The organism is Flavobacterium sp. LS1P28, assembly GCF_003970335.1.
Lineage (GTDB): Bacteria > Bacteroidota > Bacteroidia > Flavobacteriales > Flavobacteriaceae > Flavobacterium.
Window position 1 is genome coordinate 65,315 of sequence record NZ_RYDI01000003.1, and the last position, 20,161, is coordinate 85,475.

A 20,161-nucleotide genomic window follows, 5' to 3' on the forward strand; every position below is an offset into this window, starting at 1 on the left:
AATACACGACAGTATATAATAGTTGTTACTGAGTTTCCTCTTCCCATTCAAAAAATAATCTGTGAAAATTGGTGTAATTTGTGTTAAAAAAGACTCGTTATTTGATTTGCTTCGTCTATTTGAACACAGTTCTTTGGTCTCCTTCCTCTAACATCTATCCAGACAAAACACCTCTATTTTTAATACACGACAGTATATAATAGTTGTTACTGAGTTTCCTCTTCCCATTCAAAAAATAATCTGTGAAAATTGGTGTAATCTGTGTTAAAAAAGATTTCTTATGTGATTTACTTAAGCCGTTTGAACACAGTTCTTTGGTCTCCTTCCTCTAACATCTATCCAGACAAAACACCTCTATTTTTAATACACGACAGTATATAATAGTTGTTACTGAGTTTCCTCTTCCCATTCAAAAAATAATCTGTGAAAATTGGTGTAATCTGTGTTAAAAAAGATTTTTTATGTGATTTACTTAAGCTGTTTGAACACAGTTCTTTGGTCTCCTTCCTCTAACATCTATCCAGACAAAACACCTCTATTTTTATTGATGACACACAAGGAATAGTCTTTTTGTTCGGCTTAAAAAAAATAGTGCGTGTAAGAAAATGTTTTATTTCATATATTTGACGTGAATATCGTTTAAAGCGCATAACCTAAAACCAATCAATTTTGAACCCGGAAACCAACAGAAATGCAACCCGATTTAATTCTAAATTTTTTTCAAGAATAAACCGAAGGCTGAACATGCATAATTTAGGTTATTTGCCCCGATGGATCATCGTATTAATTGATCTTATGGTGCTTACCACCTCCTTTGTGTTTACTTTTCTGATCTTTAAAGGAACAGGAATGGATTATATTATTACCGACCACAGCACAATTTTAATTGCTGGTTTTTTTGCGACTAATTTGTTTTTCTTTTGGCTTTTCAGAACCTATTCCGGGATCATTAGGCACTCTTCTAATATTGATGCGGTCAAGTTGTTATTTTCACAAATGTCCGTACTGATTGTTTTTTTTATTTTTAATTTTCTTTTCCAAATTTTTTTTAAACAAAAAGCATTCTTAAATACAGCCCTTTTTATCAATATTGTACTTTCTTTTTGTGGCCTGTTTTTATACCGAGTGGTCGTGAAGCAAACGTTTGAGTTATATTTTTCAGAAAAGAACGACAGTAAATTGATACGAACCATAATTTATGGAACCGATGCCAATGCGATTTCGGTAGCGAATGCGCTGAAATTTGAAACACCATCCCGCTTTAAAATAGTCGGGTTTGTAGATAAGAACAATCAAAACGCATCTAAGCGCATGCTGGATTTGCCTATTTTAATCCAAAAGAAAAAGTTGCCTACACTAATGCGTTCTATAGGTGCCGAAAGTGTCATTATAGCGGATAAAAGTTTGTCTAAAGAAGAACAGATTGTGATCGTAGACCAGTGTCTGGAGTATAATTATAAGGTATTTACCGTTCCGCTGATCTCCGATTGGGAAAATCAAAAGGAAATTTCCCAAAAAGTAAAAACCATACAAATTGAAGATTTGTTGGAGCGAAAACCAATAGTGCTGGACAATAAAGCCATATCGAAACAATTAAAGGATAAGGTAGTTTTGATTACTGGTGCAGCAGGTTCTATAGGAAGCGAAATCGTCCGACAAATATTGGTGTTTAATCCTAAGAAAATTATTATTCTGGATCAGGCGGAGACCCCATTGCATCATTTAAAACTGGAAACCGAAAACATCAGTACCACAGTAAAAATATGCACGGTAATTGGAGATGTCAGAAACAGACAGGCTATGGATGAAATCTTTAAAGCCTACCGTCCGCAGGTTGTTTATCATGCTGCAGCTTATAAACATGTGCCGCTGATGGAAGAAAATCCCTGTCAGGCTATATTCACCAATATTGAAGGAACTAAAATTCTGGCTGATTTGTCTTGTTTGTACAAAGTCAAAAAGTTTGTGATGGTCTCTACCGATAAAGCGGTAAACCCCAGTAATGTCATGGGAGCCAGCAAACGGATCGCCGAAAAATACGTGCAGTCCTTGCAACTCAGGGATCAGATTGAGAACGGGGAGGAAGCTACAAAGTTCATTACGACGCGTTTTGGTAATGTTTTGGGATCCAATGGATCTGTAGTGCCTTTGTTTACAAAACAAATTGCCGAAGGAGGGCCGCTGACCATCACCCACAAGGACATCATCCGTTATTTTATGACCATACCAGAGGCGTGTCAACTAGTGCTGGAAGCGGGTGCGATGGGGAACGGAGGGGAGATTTATATTTTTGACATGGGGAAACCGGTTAAAATTATTGATTTGGCTCGAAAGATGATTAAGTTAGCGGGATTTATTCCGGATAAAGACATTAAAATACAAATTGTAGGGTTGCGTCCCGGGGAAAAATTATACGAGGAATTGCTCAATGACACGTCTAAGTCGATACCCACACACCATGCTAAAATTATGATTGCGCAGGAAATTCAAGAGGAGTTTGAAGGATTACATGCAGATATTGATGAATTAATTTGTATTGCCAGCAGGTTCGGAAATAAGGCTATTGTGACGCAAATGAAAAAGATTGTGCCTGAATTTAAAAGTATGAATTCAGCGTATGAAATATTAGATAAACACGAGGAAGTTGCTGCGGTTCCTTATTTAACAGAACAATAATTATTGTGAACTTCTCAATACGCTTCGCACTCGGAGCGACGTGTTTCGAGAGCCGTTTTTAATTCCAAATTTATTACTTCCCATACGATCGCCCAAAATCAAGATCACTCGTACGGATGAAAATTGCAATTAAAACAATCTTCATCCAGCGAGTTTCATATTTGACTTTATGATGTTTAAACTTTGGACTTAATTGGTTCCGAGTAGGGTATGGATTATTTATTTTTCTTTGCTTTAATCAACAGCTCCAGTTGATCCCAAAGTGCTTCCGGTATCGCTTCTAACAGATTGAATTGTCCGGCGCCTTTCAGCCACTCACCACCATCAATCACCACCACTTCACCATTGACATACGCTGAAAAATCAGAGACCAGATAAGCCGCTAAATTAGCCAGTTCCTGATGGTCTCCCACGCGTTTCAATGGCACTTTTTTTGCCATATCAAATTTCTCGGCTAAGTCACCGGGTAGTAAACGGTCCCATGCGCCTTTAGTCGGAAAAGGTCCCGGTGCAATTGCATTAGAACGGATTCCGTATTTTGCCCATTCTACAGCAAGACTGCGCGTCATTGCCAGGACACCTGCTTTTGCTGTCGCACTAGGCACCACATAAGCAGAACCGGTCCAGGCATACGTTGTTACGATGTTTAAAATGGTTGCTGATTTTTGTTTGGTGTCAATCCAATGTTTCCCAAAAGCAAGGGTGCAGTTTTTTGTCCCTTTCAAAACAATATCAATCACGGTGTCAAAAGCATTGGCAGAGAGTCTTTCTGTGGGGGAAATGAAATTTCCGGCGGCGTTATTAAGCAGGACATCCACTTTGCCAAAAGTGTTCAAAACCTCTTGCAGCATGTTTTCGACTTCACTATAATGACGTACGTCACATTGAATAGGAAGGCAGGTTCCGCCAGTTAGCGTTTCCAGCTCCGCAGCGGTTTTTTTTAGTTTTTCTAAATCCCTGGAGGTGATGGCGACTTGCGCACCTAATTCCAAGAAATAGTGAGTCATCGCTTTTCCTAAACCACTTCCGCCTCCGGTGACTACAATCACTTTGCCTTTAAGAGCATCGTCCCGTAACATTTTATCTGTATAACTCATGTTTTTTATGTTTTAATGGTAAATATAGCAAAATTAAATAGTATGCATGCATAATAAAATAATAATATATTGAAACGATTTGCTAAAGGATGACTCCATTACACGACGATTCAACAGTTTCTCCCGCGTGTGTGTTGTAATCATTTTTGTTTTTGGAGTGCATGCTTTTTCTATAATCGCCCAATTTGGGGTGTAATGATCGCGTACTATGGGAACTTCATAACAATAAATATACTCGTGCTGCTATTTGGAAGTTTACTCCTAAAAAAAATCATTAATTCTAATCATAAAAATAGGGTTTTATAATTAGAATTAATGATTAGAGGTGTTGTTTTATTAAGTCCAACAATTCAGCGTATTCTGTTGTTTTATTGAATTGTAACTTTGTTAACGGATCTGGTTTACCTTTTTAGTAAAAGGAAAAGAAGTTTAAATTTACATTTTGTGGATGATAAAAATAGTCGGTCGTTTGTGCAGGTCGATGGTTTCTTTTTTCCAGGCCGCAATTTTCTTAGTCTTGATATATTCGGTCGGTAAAGTGATATCCGCAGCAATGCACAAGTGTGTTTCGGGATGCAGTGTTTGTACTAAATCTTCCAATAATTTGTTGTTGCGATACGGCGTTTCTATGAAAATCTGAGATTGATTTTTTTCAGAAGAAACTCTTTCCAAGGTTTTGAAACTGGCTTTTTTTTCGTCTTTTTCAATAGGCAAATAGCCATGAAACGTAAAGCTTTGTCCGTTCATTCCGGAAGCCATCATGGCCAAAAGGATGGAAGAAGGGCCAACCAAAGGAACAACCTGAATACCTTTTTCATGGGCTAATTTGACAATCACAGCACCAGGATCAGCCACTCCGGGACAGCCTGCTTCGCTCATTAAGCCCATATTTTGCCCTTCCAGCAATGGTTGTATAAAGTCTAAATGTTCTTTGGTTTCAGTGTGTTTGTTTAAAACAAAAAGTTTTAACTCAGATTGTTTCTTCTCAGGACTAACACCTTTGATCGATTTGCGGGCTGTTTTGTCGTTTTCTACAATATAATAATCAAGGAGGTCAATACTTCTTTTTATGGTTTGCGGCAAAACATCCATAGGATCGCAATCGCCCATTGTGGTAGGGATTAGATAGAGTTTTCCTAAAACAGCGTTTGGTTTCATAGGTGTGATTTATGTTCCTTAAAATAGTGTGTTTATAGTATGATCAGTATATTGTTAGGATATCCAAAATAATTTTATCCGAAAAAACTAGGTGTGTTTGGCGATTAGCTTTTGTGCAAGAACCGTACACGCTTCATCCAGCATGTTGTACACAATTTCAAATCCATTAGGCAAACCAAAATATGGATCAGGAACATCTACTTTTTCGTTTGGAAATAATTCATTCAAAATCAGTTGTACTTTTTCTATTTGTTCCGGGTGCTCCGCAAGCTGCACTATATCCTCATAATTGGAATTATCCATGACATAGATATAATCAAATGTGTCGAAATCAGCACTGCTGAATTGCCTTCCTTTTTGATTTGAAATGTTGATTTTGTTTATTTTTGCAACAGCAATAGAGCGTTCGTCTGGCGAATGGCCAATGTGCCAGGATCCAGTTCCTGCCGAATCCACTGAGAATTTGTTCTTTGGAAGCTTAGAAGCTAATAGGCCTTCAGCCAATGGGGAACGACAAATGTTTCCCAAACAAACCATTAAAATTTTTATGGACATAAGGTGTCTATAGCGTTAATTTTTTATTGATGTCTTCCACAAATTTTTTGAATTGTTTGTCCGTAGCCACTAAATTATCAACGGTTTTGCAAGCGTGTAATACTGTAGCATGATCGCGATCTCCAATTTGGGAACCAATATTTGCCAAAGAGGCTTTTGTGAATTTTTTTGCAAAAAACATCGCCAGTTGTCGGGCTTGCACCACGTGTCTTTTTCTGGTTTTGGATTGCAGTGTTTCTAAATCCAGCTGGAAATACTCCGAAACAATTTTTTGAATGTAATCAATAGAAATTTCTCGTTTTACATTTTTTACAAATTTTTCAACGACACTTTTAGCCAGTTCCAGCGTTACTTCTTTTTTATTAAAAGACGATTGTGCAATCAATGATATAATGGCTCCTTCTAATTCCCTTACATTCGATTTGATATTACGCGCTACGTATTCGATGATTTCGTCCGGAATTTCAACGCCGTCTCTGTACAATATGTTTTTTAGGATGGAAATTCTGGTTTCATAATCCGGTTGGTGCAATTCAGCACTCAATCCCCATTTGAAACGCGAAAGTAACCGTTGTTCAATATCTTGCATGTCAACAGGCGCCTTGTCCGAAGTTAGGATGACCTGTTTGCCGTTTTGATGTAAATAGTTGAATATGTGAAAAAACACATCCTGAGTTCCTGACTTTCCGGAAAGAAATTGCACGTCATCAATAATTAAAACATCAATTAATTGATAGAAATGGATGAAATCATTTCGGTTATTTTTCTTAACCGAGTCGATGTATTGTTGGGTAAAAATTTCAGCCGAAATGTATAAAACGGTTTTTTCAGGGTATTTGTCTTTTATTTCTACCCCAATGGCATGCGCCAAATGCGTTTTTCCAAGACCAACACCACCAAAAATTAATAACGGATTGAACGAAGTTCCACCCGGTTTATTGGCAACAGCCATACCTGCAGAACGAGCCAATCGATTTGAATCCCCTTCTAAAAAGTTGTCAAAACTATAATTTGCATTCAGCTGTGATTCGATTTTTAAATTTCGGATGCCTGGAATTACAAATGGATTTCTTAATTCGGGGTTTAAGTTTTTAAAAGGTGCATCTACTTCTTGCGGCTTCATAGGAACTCTATTGGCGCTTGGCAACTGTTCCGTAAACGGTTGTTTATTGCCGTAAGTGTTTTCCATTCTGATTTTATAAAGTAACTTAGCATTTTTTCCAAGTTCTTTAGTAAGGGCCACTTTTAACAATTTTACATAGTGTTCCTCGAGCCATTCGTAGAAAAATTTACTAGGTACCTGAATATATAATGCGTTATCGGTAAGTTCAACTGATTTGATTGGTTCGAACCAAGTTTTGTACGCTTGGTCTTGGATGTTGTCTTTTATGAAAGACAAACAGTTTTCCCATACTGATTGAGCAGTTTTGTTCATATATTCTATTAAATTATTTTTAATTGGTAATTTTTATCTTACTAAAAAAAAGAGGTTGTGTGATTATTTATTGGGGTAACAAATATGTGAACAAATTTCTGTAAAAAAAAATATATAGGGCACTAATTTCCCGAATTATTGTTGTAAGGCGCTTTTTTAAATTTAAATTTTTTTAATACATAAGTAATGAAAGATCATCAAATAGAAGTTCGGGTGCGATACTCGGAAACGGACCAAATGGGAGTTGTATACCATGGGAATTACATTCCTTATTTTGAGATAGGAAGGGTGGAATGGCTTAGAAACAAAGGGATCTCTTATAAAAATATGGAGCAAAGCGGAATTGCGCTGCCTATTGTTTCTATGAATATTAATTATAAAAAATCAGCGCGCTATGATGAGTTGTTAACGGTTCATACGATTTTCAAAAGCCAGACTTCGGTGAAGATAGAATTTGATTGTGCTATTTATAATGAATCTGATGAGTTATTAACAACGGCTCAATTTATTTTGGTTTTTGTCTCCTTAAAAACAGGTCGTCCAATGGCTCCTCCAGCGTATATTTTAGAATTGTTAAAAACAATCGAATAAAGTACAAAAGAAGCAATATTGAATGGGAATTAGAGTCGTTTTATACCGATTTCAAACATCGAATTGAAAGTGTCGAATAGTTTTTCGGCATTTTTTTTTCGGGTTTTTAGCTCGATTTTACCTATCGGAAGGGTAGTGATCGCACTTATTTCCATTTCCTGAGATACAATTTCCAATTTTTGTTCCTTGATGACCCGCATTACTTTATTCATATTTTGGTACTCAAAGGCGAGGCTAAAATGACAATCGATTGTTTTCTCTATAATGGCACAGCTTTCCAGAATCAGTTGTGCCGTGGTTTTATAGGCAGTAATCAAGCCGCCAACGCCTAACTTCACGCCGCCAAAAACCCGAACTACGACTAGCAGGATATTAGTGACTGAAAACGACTGAATTTGTCCGTAAATAGGCATACCGGCACTATGGCTTGGTTCTCCGTCATCGTTTGCTCTATAGGCCACTGTGCTGGTGCCAATTTGATAGGCATAGCAAAAATGTCCTGCATGAGGATGTTGCTTCCGCAAAATATCGATGATCGGCTTTACTTCGTCCTCCGATTGAATGGGATAGGCGTAGCCAAAAAATTTGCTGTTTTTTTCTTTGAATAGCAGTTCCTCTGAAGGAAATGCAATGGTGTTGTACGTATCTTTCAATTAAATTAAAAAAAGGAGTGAAATTTGAAATTTGATATGACTTGAAGCGGTTCTTTCAAATTATTTTTTTGTCCAGTAAATGGATGACATCTTCTGTGCCTACTTGTAAATTCCAAACTTCAAATCCCAATGCGAGTGCGACATCTGTATTTTCTTTTTTATCATCGACAAATAACGTTCGCTTGGGCGCTAATTCATGGTTGCTTATCAAATGATGAAAAGCGTCAGGATTTGGTTTTCTTAAGCCTAGCTCAAATGAAAAATAGACTTTCTCAAAGCATTGGTAAAAATCCCTGTAAAAAGAAATCCCGTTTTTGCGTTCGAACGTTTCTATATGAATAGCATCCGTATTGGATAATAAAAACAAGCGGTATTTTTGCGAAAGCATTTGCAGGAATTCCAATCGATACAACGGGAAATCGAGGAGTATGGCATTCCAAGCGGCTAGAATTTCTTTGGTGGTGGCATTTGGAAGATGTTTTTGAATGCCCAAAAGGAAATTTTCACGGGAAATTTTTCCGGTTTCAAACTGGATGTTCAAATGGTCTAAATCAGCATTCCATTCCTTCAGGCCTAATTTCTGGAACGCAGTAACGGTGGCTTGTTTGTCTAAGTTGATAAAAACATCTCCAAAATCAAAAATGATAGTGTTAATCATGGTTTCTGTGAATTAGAAGTTCGTCTGAACCTATGCATTGTTTTGTGAACTGTTTTTGAACAAGAATAGGTGCCTTGATTCCAGTTTTAAATTGGATATTTCCAACAAATATTCGAGCTTCGTCCCAAAGATTAGCATCGATAAAAGTTTGCAGCGTTTGCCTTCCGCCTTCAATGATAACGGATTGAATTTGATGTTTGTACAGGGATTGAACCAAGTGTTCAGCTGTGTTTTTTTCAAAATCGATGCACTCAAAGATAGTATTTTCTTTTTCAACACCCGTTTTAAATCCGGAAAAAAGGATAGTTTTAACGTGATTGTCAAAGATGTGACTGTCTTTTGGGATGCGGTTGTTTTGATCTAAAACCACCCGAATGGGATTGTTTCCATACCAATCGCGCGCATTGAGTTTTGGGTTATCATCAATAACAGTTTGTGTTCCCACCAGAATGGCTTGCTCCTCGGTGCGCCATTTATGAACCAGTTGTCTGGAATAAATAGTGGTGATCCAGACCGGTTTTTTTTCTGATTTTTCTTTTGGCGCAATAAAACCATCTTGACTTTGTGCCCATTTCAAGATAATATACGGCCTTTTCTTTTCGTGAAAGGTAAAAAACCTTTTGTTGAGCTCCTGGCATTCGTCTTCCAAAACGCCCAGGGTTACGTGTATTCCGGCTTCCATGAGCTTTTTGATTCCGTTTCCTGCCACTTTTATATTGGGGTCAACAGTGCCTATAACTACATTTGGAATTTTATTTTTGATAATCAAATCACAACAGGGCGGTGTTTTGCCAAAATGACTGCAGGGCTCTAAACTCACGTAAATAGTTGCTTTATTCAGCAGCGATTTGTCTTTTACGGAATTTATTGCAAGGACTTCTGCGTGCGGTTCTCCTGCTTTTTTATGCCAGCCTTCGCCAATGATGTTGCCGTCACAAACAATTACACTGCCTACTAACGGATTTGGATAGGTGGTTCCCAGACCATTTTTGGCCAGCTCGACGCACCGTTTGATGTATTTTTCATGTATTTTCACTCTACAAAAGTAGTGATTTTTGCGTGTAGCCCCAATCAGGTACCCAAACTTGGGATTGAGGCAGGATTAGTTTTAAAAACTTTAGAGAATAACAACAAACAATTGATACTTTTGTGGCTAAAATTAGTTTCTGAAAAAAAATGGAAAAGTACCGCATTAGAAAAATAAAAAAAGAAGACAATCTCGCAGTTGCAGCATTGATACGAGCAGTTTTTGACGAATTAAAGATTCCAAAAGTAGGAACGGCGTATGAAGATCCGTATTTGGATTTAATGTATGAGGAGTATAATAAGCCAAAATCAGTTTATTATGTGGTGGAAAAGGATGGGAAAATTATAGGTTCTGCCGGGGTTGCCCCACTTGAAAATGAAGCAGAAACCATTTGTGAACTTCAAAAAATGTATTTCCTGCCGGAAACCAGAGGTCTTGGACTTGGAAGTCAGATGATGGCTCAGTGTTTAGAAAGTGCCAAGGATTTTGGTTTTGAAAATTGTTATCTTGAAACCATGCCATTTATGCTTGATGCCCAGAAACTGTATAAGAAAGTAGGTTTTGAATACCTTGAGTCGCCCATGGGAAGCACTGGTCATACCAGTTGTCCGATATGGATGCTCAAAAAATTATAAATCATGAATTTTAAATGAAAAACAGTTCCGTTAAAATTAGAGATTACAGAACCCAATTTATTCAAGAACTGACTCCAATTTATGATGCCGGAGAAGCAGAGAGTTTTTTCTATTTAATAGCAGAAGAAAAGCATCAACTGAAAAGAATAGATCTGGCCTTGCATCCTGATTTGGTTTTTTCGGAAACGGAAAGGGTAGTTTGGAATTCGATTTTGGCACAATTAAAACAGGAAATCCCGATACAATATCTTTTAGGCAAAACGAGTTTTTACGGATTGGATTTTGAAGTCAATGAAAATGTATTGATTCCAAGACCCGAAACCGAAGAACTAGTCGCATGGATTATTAGAAATAATTTAAAGATTGAAAAATTCAAAGATTTAAAGATTCTTGACATAGGCACGGGAAGTGGTTGTATTGCTGTTTCATTGGCAAAACACATTCCGAATGCGCAGGTTTTTGCAATTGATGTGTCTGAAAAAGCGTTGGCTACAGCCCACAATAACGCCCACAATAATGCTGTAAATATTACTTTTATCAATCAGAACATTCTTGAAACTGAAGATTTACTTCAGGAATTTGATGTTATTGTTTCTAACCCGCCGTATGTTCGCAATTTAGAAAAAGAGGAAATTAAGAAAAATGTATTGGACTATGAACCGCATCTGGCACTTTTTGTAGAAGATAATGACGCATTGATTTTTTATAAAAAAATAGCCAAACTGGCTCAAAAAAATCTGCTGCCAAACGGAAAGTTGTATTTTGAAATTAATCAGTATTTAGGCAAAGAAATGGTCGATTTACTCGAAAAAATGAATTTCAAAAACATCGAATTACGAAAAGATATTTACGGGAATGACCGGATGATTAAAGGAGAAATAAGTAATTAGTATTTATAAGTTGAAAACGGATCAGTTTTTCAAAAGTTTTAGAGACTGACCACTGTAATCTACTCATAACGCAAGGCTTCAATGGGATCCAGGACCGCCGCTTTGATTGCGGGATATAAACCGGAAGCAATCGCTACAATGAAACTGGTAATAAAAGCCGCCATGATAGCGCCCCACGGAATTACAAAGGCAAAGTCCATGGCTGTGGCAATACCAAATCCGATTAGGATTCCAAAAATAATGCCTACTAATCCGCCCATTTGGCCTATCAGTAATGTTTCTATAAAAAACTGAATGGCGATTGTCGTTTTCTTGGCTCCCAAGGCTTTACGGACTCCAATTTCCCGGGTGCGTTCCGTAACGGAGACGATCATGATATTCATCAGGGCTATCGAAGATCCCAGCACGGTGATGATGCCTATAAGCCAGGATGCCAGTCCCAGGTATTTTGTGATTCCTAAAATTCGGTTGATCAAGTCATCGCTGCGCACGACGCCAAAATTACTGTCTTCTACGGGACTCAATTTACGAATCCGGCGCATCGTACTTGTGGCGTTGTCCAGAGCTTGTTCCAGTAATTCTTTTTTGCCCACCATGACACTCACTGTATAATTGATGTTGGGTGCCGTAAACAAGGAGCGCGCTAGTTGAATTGGAATCAAAACCCGTAAATCCTGACTGTTCCCAAACGTGGATCCTTTCTCTTTCAAAACTCCGATGACCTTAAATTTAGCTCCTCGGATGGATATTATTTTATCAATGGGATTTACGTCTTTCAGCAATCCTTTTTCAAAATCAGACCCTACAACACATACATACGCATTGTTGTCAATGTCAAATCCTGTAAAATTGCGACCGGAACTGGTTGCTAATCCGGAATTCGTTATGAAAAATTCGTCAACTCCGAGGATCGCATTTTCGGGATCCGTTTTTGTTGCCTCATATTTTACTTCGGCGGCAGATGTCGCGGTAAAGGAAAGCGACGTTTCTGTAAATGGGTAGTTGTATTTTTTCTTGAAAGCCACAGCCTCCGGATAAGAAATGATGGGATTAATGATTTCTCGCTCGTCCCCGCCACGATTTCGAGTGGTGTTTTCGTACTGTTTAATGTTGAAGGTATTGGCTCCCATGGAGGCAAAATCTGAGGAAATAGTGTTTTCAAGTGCCGAAACAACCGTAAGAATACTGACTAAAGCCGTGATCCCAATAGCGATAATCATCACCGTAAGCACCGTTCGCAACAATTGCGTTCGGATGGAACCAAATGCAATCCGAATATTTTCTTTGAATAATTTTAACATCATATACGTTTGACACGAAATTACAATTTTTGTTACAAATTAAGCTTTCGAAGACAGAATATTTATTTTGAATCAATATATTTGGTGTGAGAAAAATTTAAATTTCCATTTTTAGGAAATATATTTTTTTGAAATTTTTAATTTATAATTATTTGAAATGAATAATATTTTTTTCGCCTTTTTCTGTATTCTTTTTTGTAGCAATATTGGTCACTCCCAGAATTTTAAAATCACTAAAATGATTGCTGATAAAACAACAAAAGTACCTTTAGAAAACGTTAGTATTTATAATGATAAAGATAATTCTACAACAAATCAAGAAGGATTATTTGTATTTATTTCTGGCCGTAATGAAATTAATTTTAATTTGCTGGGCTATAATTCTCTGAAAACTACTTTTGAAAGAATAGAAAGGCACGACACCATTTTTATGGAAGCCAAAGCCTTTGAACTAAAGGAGGTTGTTGTGGCTAATAATGAATCGTTTATCAAAAAAGTATATGATAAAATGGTCGACAATTATAGTGCAAAGTATACTTCAAACTTCTTTTTAAGAAATGTACTCAAAAAAGGCAACAGCATCGTCGTGTTGCAGGATATTCACGCCAAAAGAGGTAAAAATTCATTTCCCAAAAATTTTAGTGAGATCGAAGTTTTAAATATGAGGAAAACTAGTTTTTTTGAAAAAAAGAAGCAGATTGATTTTGCCTTTCCAGATTTTACAGAGTTTTTTGGTGGATTCTATCCAGCGTTGGATCAAAATATTTTTACCGAGGTGGATTATAATGATTTTGATTTTAGAAAATTTTTATTTGAAGCCAAACAAAAAAATGTTTGGGGGCAAATTAGTAAAGGGTATTTTATTATTAATAGAAATGATTACGCAATTGTCGAATTTTTTGTGTCAATCTATGATAATCCTGAAGTAATACCTTTTAAGAAATTTAAGCTTTCAAGTACGCAATATAGGACCACACGATACGAAAAACTCGTCACCTACAATAAAAACAGTACAGTAAATAAATACTATCTCAATTTAGCAAAACTGAATGCACAGGTAGAAGTATTAGCTGATAAAAATAGCGATGGGTCATTTAAATACAACTTAACAATGGATTATTTTACAACCAATTCTGTTACGAATGAAAAAGTAGAATCCAATTTTGCTGTTGACAAAGATGTTTTTAAAGCTAAATTTCCTTATTCGGCAACCTTTTGGAACACTCAAAATCAACTGCCTTTAACGAATGAGCTTAAAGATTTTTTGAAACGAGTTTCTGATAACAAAGACCAAAAGAAGGAATTTGAGATAATTGGAAATTTCTAATTTTTTTTATTTAAAAATCAGGATATTTGCAGAGAGAATTAGGATTTTCAATGTAGCCATTACGATTTTGAAGAAATCGATTTTGTTTTTTGTAATTCGTATTTCGTAATTTGTAATTAATTAAAATGGCATCAAAACCTAGTATTCCAAAAGGAACCAGAGATTTCTCACCAACCGAGGTGGCAAAACGGCACTATATCATCCAAATCATAAAAAACAATTTCGAGAAATTTGGTTTTCAACCCATAGAAACCCCTTCATTTGAAAATTCCGAAACCCTAATGGGAAAATACGGAGAAGAAGGCGACCGTTTGATTTTTAAGATTTTGAATTCCGGAGAATATTTGGCGAAAGCCAATGCCACGCATCTCGAAAATAAAGACAGTACAAAACTGACAGCGAGCATTTCGGAGAAAGCGTTGCGGTATGACTTAACCGTTCCATTTGCCCGGTATGTGGTACAGCACCAAAACGAGATTGAATTCCCGTTCAAAAGATACCAAATCCAACCCGTTTGGAGAGCGGATCGCCCCCAAAAAGGCCGTTTCAGAGAGTTTTTTCAATGTGATGCGGATGTGGTAGGGTCTAAATCATTGTGGCAAGAAGTAGAATTAGTGCAATTATATGACACTGTTTTTTCAGCTTTGGGATTAGAAGGGGTAACCATCAAAATCAATAACCGAAAAATATTATCCGGTATTGCAGACGTGATTGGAGCATCGGATAAACTGATCGATTTCACAGTGGCACTCGATAAACTGGACAAAATTGGCGAAGAAGGGGTCAAAAAAGAAATGATGGAGAAAGGAATTTCAGCAGCAGCAATTCTGAAAGTCCAGCCGTTATTCCATTTTACAGGAACCATTTCTGAAAAAATAAGCCAACTTTCAGTCTTGCTTGCTGAGTCAGAGGAAGGAATGAAAGGCGTGGAAGAATTGCGTTTCATTTGTGATAATGTGATGAAATTAGGTTTGAGCAATTCGACTTTAGACCTGGATGTAACTCTGGCTAGGGGATTGAATTATTATACCGGTGCCATTTTTGAAGTGGCGCCGCCAAAAGCTGTTGCAATGGGCTCCATTGGCGGCGGCGGACGATACGATGATTTGACCGGAATTTTTGGATTGAAAAACATGAGTGGTGTGGGGATTTCTTTTGGACTGGACCGCATTTACCTGGTGATTGAAGAATTGAATTTGTTTCCGGAAACCGTAACAGCAACTTCAAAAGCATTGTTCATTAATTATGGTGATGCTGAAGCTTTTTATGGATTGCAAGCCATTCAGAAGCTTAGAGCTGCAGGAATTAAAGTGGAATTGTATCCGGATAATGCCAAAGTGGCCAAGCAGTTTCAGCATGCCGACAAACGAGGAATTCCTTTTGCCGTAATTGCAGGAGAACAGGAAATAGCGTCGGATACGTTTGTGCTCAAAAATTTAATATCGGGGGAACAGCGTACAGTGGATTTTGAGAGTCTAAAACAAGATTTGTTGCGGTCTTAAACACATAAAAAAAGCTCCGTTTTAGTACACGAAGCTTTTTTTTACTATTAGGTAATGGTGAATTAATAATTGTTTAGAATAAAATCGTAAGTTTTTACTTTCTAAAAGTGTTCTAAATAAAAAATTTTAACAAAGCTAAAGAAACAATAGCAAGATAATCTTAAAATAATCTTAAAATTTTGAGTACTCAGGTGTTATATTGAAAAGAAAAGCGAAATCAATAAAAAGATGACAATTTGACATTTTAAAAGAATTGGCAGTACTTTTGCAATCCCAAAAAGAATAAAAATGAAGTTTAAGAATATTTTTAAAAATACGAGTACTATGACTACCGAAAATACAGAAATCGATCAAGAATTAGAGGAGGTGACATTAGAAAATAATGCCAATGAAGAGCAAATCATTGTTGAGGAATTAAGTGTAGAAGAGCAATTAACGCAAGACTTAGCTAAAGAGAAAGATAAATATTTACGCTTATTTGCTGAATTTGAAAATTACAAACGCAGAACAACCAAAGAGCGTATTGAATTATTCAAAACGGCTAATCAAGAAGTGTTATTAGCGATGCTGCCTGTATTGGATGATTTTGACAGGGCTTTGGTTGAAATAAACAAATCGGATGACGAATTGTTGACAAAGGGAGTGGAGCTTATTCATGAGAAATTAAAAAGCACTTTGATTTCTAAAGGATTAGAGCAAGTTGAGGTTAAAGCTGGAGATGTTTTTGATGCGGATTTTGCAGAGGCAATTACTCAGATTCCAGCTCCAAAGATGAAGGGGAAAATTGTTGATGTTCTTGAAAAAGGATATAAATTAGGAGACAAGATCATTCGTTTTCCAAAAGTGGTTATCGGTCAGTAGAGATGCGATTTATTGCGTCTTAATTAAATAGACAAAGACGAGATACATTGCGTCTGTACTGTATAAAAAAATAAAAATGAAAAAAGATTTTTACGAAATATTAGGCATTTCTAAAAGTGCTGATGCTGCTGAAATTAAAAAAGCATATAGAAAAAACGCTTTACAGTACCATCCTGACAAAAATCCCGGAGACAAATCGGCAGAAGATAAATTCAAACTAGCTGCTGAAGCTTACGAAGTATTGAGCGACCCTCAGAAAAAAGCCAAATACGACCAATACGGCCATCAAGCTTTTGATGGATCGGGTGGTTTCAGTGGCGGAGGTGGTCACGGAGGCATGAATATGGATGATATTTTTAGTCAGTTTGGGGATATTTTTGGTGGCGGTTTTGGTGGTTTCAACAGTGGTGGAGGCGGTGTTCGTCGCGCTAAAGGAAGTAACCTGCGCATCAAAGTAAAATTGACGTTGGAAGAAATTGCCAACGGCGTGGAGAAAAAAGTAAAAGTAAAACGTAAAGTTCAGGCCCCTGGAGTTAGTTATAAAACGTGTTCAACCTGTAACGGTCAAGGACAAGTAATGCGTGTTACGAATACCATTTTGGGCAGAATGCAATCGGCTTCTACCTGTCCTACCTGTGGTGGTTCCGGACAAATTCTAGATAAAAAACCAGCCGAAGCAGACGCGCAAGGAATGATTCTTGAAGATGAAACGGTTTCTATAAAAATACCTGCGGGTGTGGTAGACGGTATGCAGTTGAAAGTGTCTAATAAAGGGAACGATGCTCCGGGAAACAGTATTCCTGGAGATTTAATTGTGGCAATTGAAGAGTTAGAGCATGAATTCTTGAAACGCGAAGGAGAGAATTTACACTACGATTTATACATCAGTTTTGCAGAAGCGGTTCTAGGAATTTCCAAAGACATTGAAGCTATAAACGGAAAAGTGAGAATCAAACTAGAAGAAGGAATCCAATCCGGTAAAATTTTGAGATTAAAAGGAAAAGGAATTCCGAGTATCAATGGGTATGGAAACGGCGATTTACTGGTTCATGTCAATGTTTGGACGCCAAAAACGCTGGATAAAGATCAAAAACAGTTTTTCGAAAAAAATCTTACGGATGAGAATTTTATTCCAAATCCGGAAAAATCAGACAAATCCTTTTTTGAGAAAGTAAAAGACATGTTTTCATAAAAAAAGTTAGACTCGAGTTATCGATTCGATTATAAAAATACATTACCCATCCTTGTTATAATAAGGATGGGTTTTTTATGAAATCGTCATTAACAATTTGTTTGCATATAAACACCAATACACTTAAGGCAATAACAGAGGATCGCTAAAAATTAAATGCTACATAAAGGAAACAATTCTTAGTATTTTGGCACGAATTATTTACTTTTACACGAATTAAAAAATAAGCATGAGTAATATTCTTGAAGTGAATAAAGTTGTCAAGCAATACGGTGATTATGTTGCGCTTAACCAGGTTTCATTAACGGTTCCTAAAGGAAGTATCTACGGACTTTTAGGTCCAAACGGAGCCGGAAAAACATCACTTATCCGAATAATAAACCAAATTACATTACCGGACAGTGGCGAAATTATTCTTGATGGCGAAAAACTGCAACCCAAACACGTTCAATATATAGGATATTTACCGGAAGAAAGAGGCTTGTACAACACGATGAAAGTAGGAGAACAATGCTTGTATTTAGCTCAGATGAAAGGGCTTTCTAAAGCTGAAGCCAAAAAACAACTGGAGTATTGGTTTGAAAAGTTTGAAATACAAGGCTGGTGGAACAAGAAAATCCAGGAACTTTCTAAGGGAATGGCTCAGAAAATTCAGTTCGTCGTGTGTGTGTTGCACAAACCAAAACTATTGATATTTGATGAACCTTTTTCTGGTTTTGATCCCGTGAATGCCACTATTATCAAAGAAGAAATTCTGGCGTTGCGAGAAGAAGGAGCCACCATAATTTTTTCGACACACCGCATGGAAAGTGTAGAAGAATTATGTGATCACATCGCTTTGATTCACAAATCAGATAAACTGATTGAAGGAAAACTGGACGATGTTAAAAGACAATTTAAAACCAATAGTTTTGAAGTGGGTATTTTATCGGATAATGCAACGGGATTGATGTCTGCTATTACACAAAAATTTAACGTTGCTCCGGCACATTTTAAATCACTGAATAACGAGTTAAAACTGGAAATCCAACTCGGAAATGCTACGCCAAATGAATTATTGAATATCCTTACACAATGTGGACAAGTAACACATTTTGTAGAAAAAATTCCAAGTGTAAATGATATTTTCATTCAAACAGTAACACAATAGATGGTTAGACTTCTTAGATTGTCAGACTTTTTACAGTTTCCTAATCTAATTGTTCTAAAAAAATCTAAGTAATTTAAAAATTTAAGCAGTCTAAAAAATGAGTATCATTTCATTAATCATAAAAAGAGAATTTATTACTAAAGTGCGTAATAAATCTTTTGTTGTAATGACTTTTTTAAGTCCGTTGTTATTTGTTGGGATAGCAGCATTTATAGGCTATTTAAGTTCCATGAAAGCGGATACCAAACGCATCGCCATTCATGATGAATCAGGTTTGTTCGTTAAAGAATTTATACTTAAAAACAACAAAAACAGCCAGTACAAATACCTCGATTTATCTCTTGTAGATTTAAAATTTTTGAAAGACAGCATTGCTGACGAGCGCTATGAAGGACTATTATATATTCCAAAGTCAGAAAACACAAAGGATTTCGAAAATAAAATACAGTTTATTTCAAACAACAGTCCCAGTATTTCTTTTATAGAAAAAGTTCAGGATGTGATTGCTAATAAATTGACTAAAAACAATTTAGAAAAAGCACATTTAGATACGCTTGCCATAAAAAAAGCCCAGGCCCAAGTCAATATTAGTTTGACAAAAGCATCGGGTGAAGAGAGTGTCAAAGGACTTAACGAAATCAAAATTGGGATTGGTGGCGCATTTGGATACCTCATAATGATGTTCATAATCATCTACGGAAACATGGTGATGCGAAGTGTGATCGAAGAGAAAACCAGCCGAATTGTAGAGATTATTATATCCTCGGTCAAACCGTTTCAACTGATGATGGGCAAAATCATTGGAACTGCGCTAGCCGGATTGCTGCAGTTCCTTATTTGGGCTATCATTGGACTCTCATTAATGTTTGCAGCCTCAGTCTTTTTTGGGGTAAATGTGGGTCCAAGTGCCAGCGTTTCGCCTGAATTGATGCAAGCTGCACAGCAGGAAATGACTGGAACTGCCCAAATGTATATTAAGGAATTATGGAATCTGCCCATTGCAAATATCTTGATTGGATTCGTGATTTATTTCATCGGCGGTTATTTTTTGTACAGTTCGTTTTACGCAGCCATTGGTGCCGCAGTAGACAATCAGACGGACTCACAACAATTCCTTTTACCTATCATTATGCCATTGATGCTGAGTGTTTACGTTGGTTTTTTTACGGTTATCAATGATCCACACGGAACAATTGCCGTTATTTTTTCAATGATTCCGCTTACATCACCAATTGTTATGCTGATGCGAATTCCGTTTGGCGTACCTTTGTGGCAAATCGCCATTTCAGTAACGCTGCTATTTGGCACCTTCTTTTCTGTAGTTTGGTTTGCCGCAAAAATATACCGAATAGGAATACTAATGTATGGCAAGAAACCCACTTGGAGGGAATTATATAAATGGTTGAAATACTAATAGAAGTTTAATCGGTTATTTGGTTAACTGATTAACCCA

General features: G+C 36.8%; 18 protein-coding genes. 10 read left to right on the plus strand and 8 right to left on the minus strand.

Going from position 1 to position 20,161, the window contains the following annotated elements; translation table 11 throughout:
- Window positions 1-744 precede the first annotated feature (744 nt).
- On the plus strand, window positions 745-2,676 hold the full coding sequence (locus EKL97_RS04180) for a polysaccharide biosynthesis protein (protein WP_126564286.1): 1,932 nt from the start codon (window positions 745-747) through the stop codon (window positions 2,674-2,676).
- 215 nt (window positions 2,677-2,891) lie between these two features.
- Here the strand turns inward: EKL97_RS04180 and EKL97_RS04185 are convergent, their stop codons facing one another.
- The 4 genes from EKL97_RS04185 to dnaA form a co-directional block, all read right to left on the minus strand.
- The gene (locus EKL97_RS04185) at window positions 2,892-3,773 is read right to left on the minus strand and encodes an SDR family oxidoreductase (RefSeq protein ID WP_126461240.1); all 882 of its coding nucleotides are present in this window, start codon (window positions 3,771-3,773) and stop codon (window positions 2,892-2,894) included.
- A 435-nt stretch (window positions 3,774-4,208) separates the two neighbouring features.
- Window positions 4,209-4,931 (minus strand): SAM-dependent methyltransferase, encoded by a 723-nt coding sequence (locus tag EKL97_RS04190; RefSeq protein WP_126568224.1) that lies wholly within the window; start codon window positions 4,929-4,931, stop codon window positions 4,209-4,211.
- Between the two features lie 87 nt (window positions 4,932-5,018).
- A complete protein-coding gene (locus EKL97_RS04195) occupies window positions 5,019-5,486 on the minus strand; it encodes a low molecular weight protein-tyrosine-phosphatase (protein WP_126568226.1) in 468 nt (155 codons plus the stop codon).
- A gap of 7 nt (window positions 5,487-5,493) precedes the next feature.
- Window positions 5,494-6,921, minus strand: coding sequence for a chromosomal replication initiator protein DnaA (dnaA, locus tag EKL97_RS04200; RefSeq protein ID WP_126461231.1), 1,428 nt, complete (start codon window positions 6,919-6,921; stop codon window positions 5,494-5,496).
- A gap of 186 nt (window positions 6,922-7,107) precedes the next feature.
- On the opposite strand from dnaA, the gene EKL97_RS04205 reads away from it, so the two are divergent.
- On the plus strand, window positions 7,108-7,512 hold the full coding sequence (locus EKL97_RS04205; RefSeq protein ID WP_126461228.1) for an acyl-CoA thioesterase: 405 nt from the start codon (window positions 7,108-7,110) through the stop codon (window positions 7,510-7,512).
- Between the two features lie 29 nt (window positions 7,513-7,541).
- On the opposite strand, the gene EKL97_RS04210 is transcribed toward EKL97_RS04205, so the two are convergent.
- From EKL97_RS04210 to ribD, 3 genes are read right to left on the minus strand one after another with little or no spacing between them, the layout of a single operon-like run.
- The gene (locus EKL97_RS04210) at window positions 7,542-8,165 is read right to left on the minus strand and encodes an IMPACT family protein (RefSeq protein WP_199742815.1); all 624 of its coding nucleotides are present in this window, start codon (window positions 8,163-8,165) and stop codon (window positions 7,542-7,544) included.
- A gap of 55 nt (window positions 8,166-8,220) precedes the next feature.
- The gene (locus EKL97_RS04215; protein WP_126461222.1) at window positions 8,221-8,823 is read right to left on the minus strand and encodes an HAD family hydrolase; all 603 of its coding nucleotides are present in this window, start codon (window positions 8,821-8,823) and stop codon (window positions 8,221-8,223) included.
- The gene (ribD, locus tag EKL97_RS04220) at window positions 8,816-9,859 is read right to left on the minus strand and encodes a bifunctional diaminohydroxyphosphoribosylaminopyrimidine deaminase/5-amino-6-(5-phosphoribosylamino)uracil reductase RibD (protein ID WP_126568227.1); all 1,044 of its coding nucleotides are present in this window, start codon (window positions 9,857-9,859) and stop codon (window positions 8,816-8,818) included. The genes EKL97_RS04215 and ribD overlap by 8 nt, the downstream gene beginning before the upstream one ends.
- A gap of 140 nt (window positions 9,860-9,999) precedes the next feature.
- On the opposite strand from ribD, the gene EKL97_RS04225 reads away from it, so the two are divergent.
- Window positions 10,000-10,485: a GNAT family N-acetyltransferase gene (locus tag EKL97_RS04225; protein WP_126461216.1), complete on the plus strand. Its 486-nt coding sequence runs from the start codon at window positions 10,000-10,002 to the stop codon at window positions 10,483-10,485.
- Between the two features lie 14 nt (window positions 10,486-10,499).
- Window positions 10,500-11,375 (plus strand): peptide chain release factor N(5)-glutamine methyltransferase, encoded by an 876-nt coding sequence (gene prmC / locus EKL97_RS04230; RefSeq protein WP_126568229.1) that lies wholly within the window; start codon window positions 10,500-10,502, stop codon window positions 11,373-11,375.
- A gap of 59 nt (window positions 11,376-11,434) precedes the next feature.
- Here prmC and EKL97_RS04235 read toward each other — a convergent pair whose 3' ends face one another.
- Window positions 11,435-12,679, minus strand: coding sequence for an ABC transporter permease (locus EKL97_RS04235; RefSeq protein WP_197037205.1), 1,245 nt, complete (start codon window positions 12,677-12,679; stop codon window positions 11,435-11,437).
- Between the two features lie 235 nt (window positions 12,680-12,914).
- Here EKL97_RS04235 and EKL97_RS04240 point away from each other — a divergent pair, with 235 nt between their 5' ends.
- From EKL97_RS04240 to EKL97_RS04265, 6 genes are all read left to right on the plus strand, one after another.
- Window positions 12,915-14,003, plus strand: coding sequence for a hypothetical protein (locus tag EKL97_RS04240; protein WP_126555248.1), 1,089 nt, complete (start codon window positions 12,915-12,917; stop codon window positions 14,001-14,003).
- Window positions 14,004-14,128: 125 nt separating this feature from the next.
- Entirely contained in the window at window positions 14,129-15,505 is a 1,377-nt protein-coding gene (hisS, locus tag EKL97_RS04245; RefSeq protein ID WP_126568230.1) for a histidine--tRNA ligase, read from the plus strand.
- A 288-nt stretch (window positions 15,506-15,793) separates the two neighbouring features.
- Complete coding sequence (locus tag EKL97_RS04250; RefSeq protein ID WP_126461203.1) at window positions 15,794-16,366, plus strand: nucleotide exchange factor GrpE; 573 nt, start codon at window positions 15,794-15,796, stop codon at window positions 16,364-16,366.
- Between the two features lie 76 nt (window positions 16,367-16,442).
- Entirely contained in the window at window positions 16,443-17,558 is a 1,116-nt protein-coding gene (gene dnaJ, locus EKL97_RS04255; RefSeq protein WP_126453722.1) for a molecular chaperone DnaJ, read from the plus strand.
- 229 nt (window positions 17,559-17,787) lie between these two features.
- The gene (locus EKL97_RS04260) at window positions 17,788-18,708 is read left to right on the plus strand and encodes an ABC transporter ATP-binding protein (RefSeq protein ID WP_126568232.1); all 921 of its coding nucleotides are present in this window, start codon (window positions 17,788-17,790) and stop codon (window positions 18,706-18,708) included.
- A gap of 97 nt (window positions 18,709-18,805) precedes the next feature.
- Entirely contained in the window at window positions 18,806-20,122 is a 1,317-nt protein-coding gene (locus tag EKL97_RS04265; RefSeq protein WP_126568234.1) for an ABC transporter permease, read from the plus strand.
- Window positions 20,123-20,161: the final 39 nt, after the last annotated feature.

Coding starts and splice junctions, on each gene's coding strand:
- EKL97_RS04180 (WP_126564286.1), top strand. CDS start 745: ATGCATAATTTAGGTTATTTGCCCCGATGGATCATCGTATTAATTGAT.
- EKL97_RS04185 (WP_126461240.1), bottom strand. CDS start 3,773: ATGAGTTATACAGATAAAATGTTACGGGACGATGCTCTTAAAGGCAAA.
- EKL97_RS04190 (WP_126568224.1), bottom strand. CDS start 4,931: ATGAAACCAAACGCTGTTTTAGGAAAACTCTATCTAATCCCTACCACA.
- EKL97_RS04195 (WP_126568226.1), bottom strand. CDS start 5,486: ATGTCCATAAAAATTTTAATGGTTTGTTTGGGAAACATTTGTCGTTCC.
- dnaA (WP_126461231.1), bottom strand. CDS start 6,921: ATGAACAAAACTGCTCAATCAGTATGGGAAAACTGTTTGTCTTTCATA.
- EKL97_RS04205 (WP_126461228.1), top strand. CDS start 7,108: ATGAAAGATCATCAAATAGAAGTTCGGGTGCGATACTCGGAAACGGAC.
- EKL97_RS04215 (WP_126461222.1), bottom strand. CDS start 8,823: ATGATTAACACTATCATTTTTGATTTTGGAGATGTTTTTATCAACTTA.
- EKL97_RS04225 (WP_126461216.1), top strand. CDS start 10,000: ATGGAAAAGTACCGCATTAGAAAAATAAAAAAAGAAGACAATCTCGCA.
- prmC (WP_126568229.1), top strand. CDS start 10,500: ATGAAAAACAGTTCCGTTAAAATTAGAGATTACAGAACCCAATTTATT.
- EKL97_RS04235 (WP_197037205.1), bottom strand. CDS start 12,679: ATGATGTTAAAATTATTCAAAGAAAATATTCGGATTGCATTTGGTTCC.
- EKL97_RS04240 (WP_126555248.1), top strand. CDS start 12,915: ATGATTGCTGATAAAACAACAAAAGTACCTTTAGAAAACGTTAGTATT.
- hisS (WP_126568230.1), top strand. CDS start 14,129: ATGGCATCAAAACCTAGTATTCCAAAAGGAACCAGAGATTTCTCACCA.
- EKL97_RS04250 (WP_126461203.1), top strand. CDS start 15,794: ATGAAGTTTAAGAATATTTTTAAAAATACGAGTACTATGACTACCGAA.
- dnaJ (WP_126453722.1), top strand. CDS start 16,443: ATGAAAAAAGATTTTTACGAAATATTAGGCATTTCTAAAAGTGCTGAT.
- EKL97_RS04260 (WP_126568232.1), top strand. CDS start 17,788: ATGAGTAATATTCTTGAAGTGAATAAAGTTGTCAAGCAATACGGTGAT.
- EKL97_RS04265 (WP_126568234.1), top strand. CDS start 18,806: ATGAGTATCATTTCATTAATCATAAAAAGAGAATTTATTACTAAAGTG.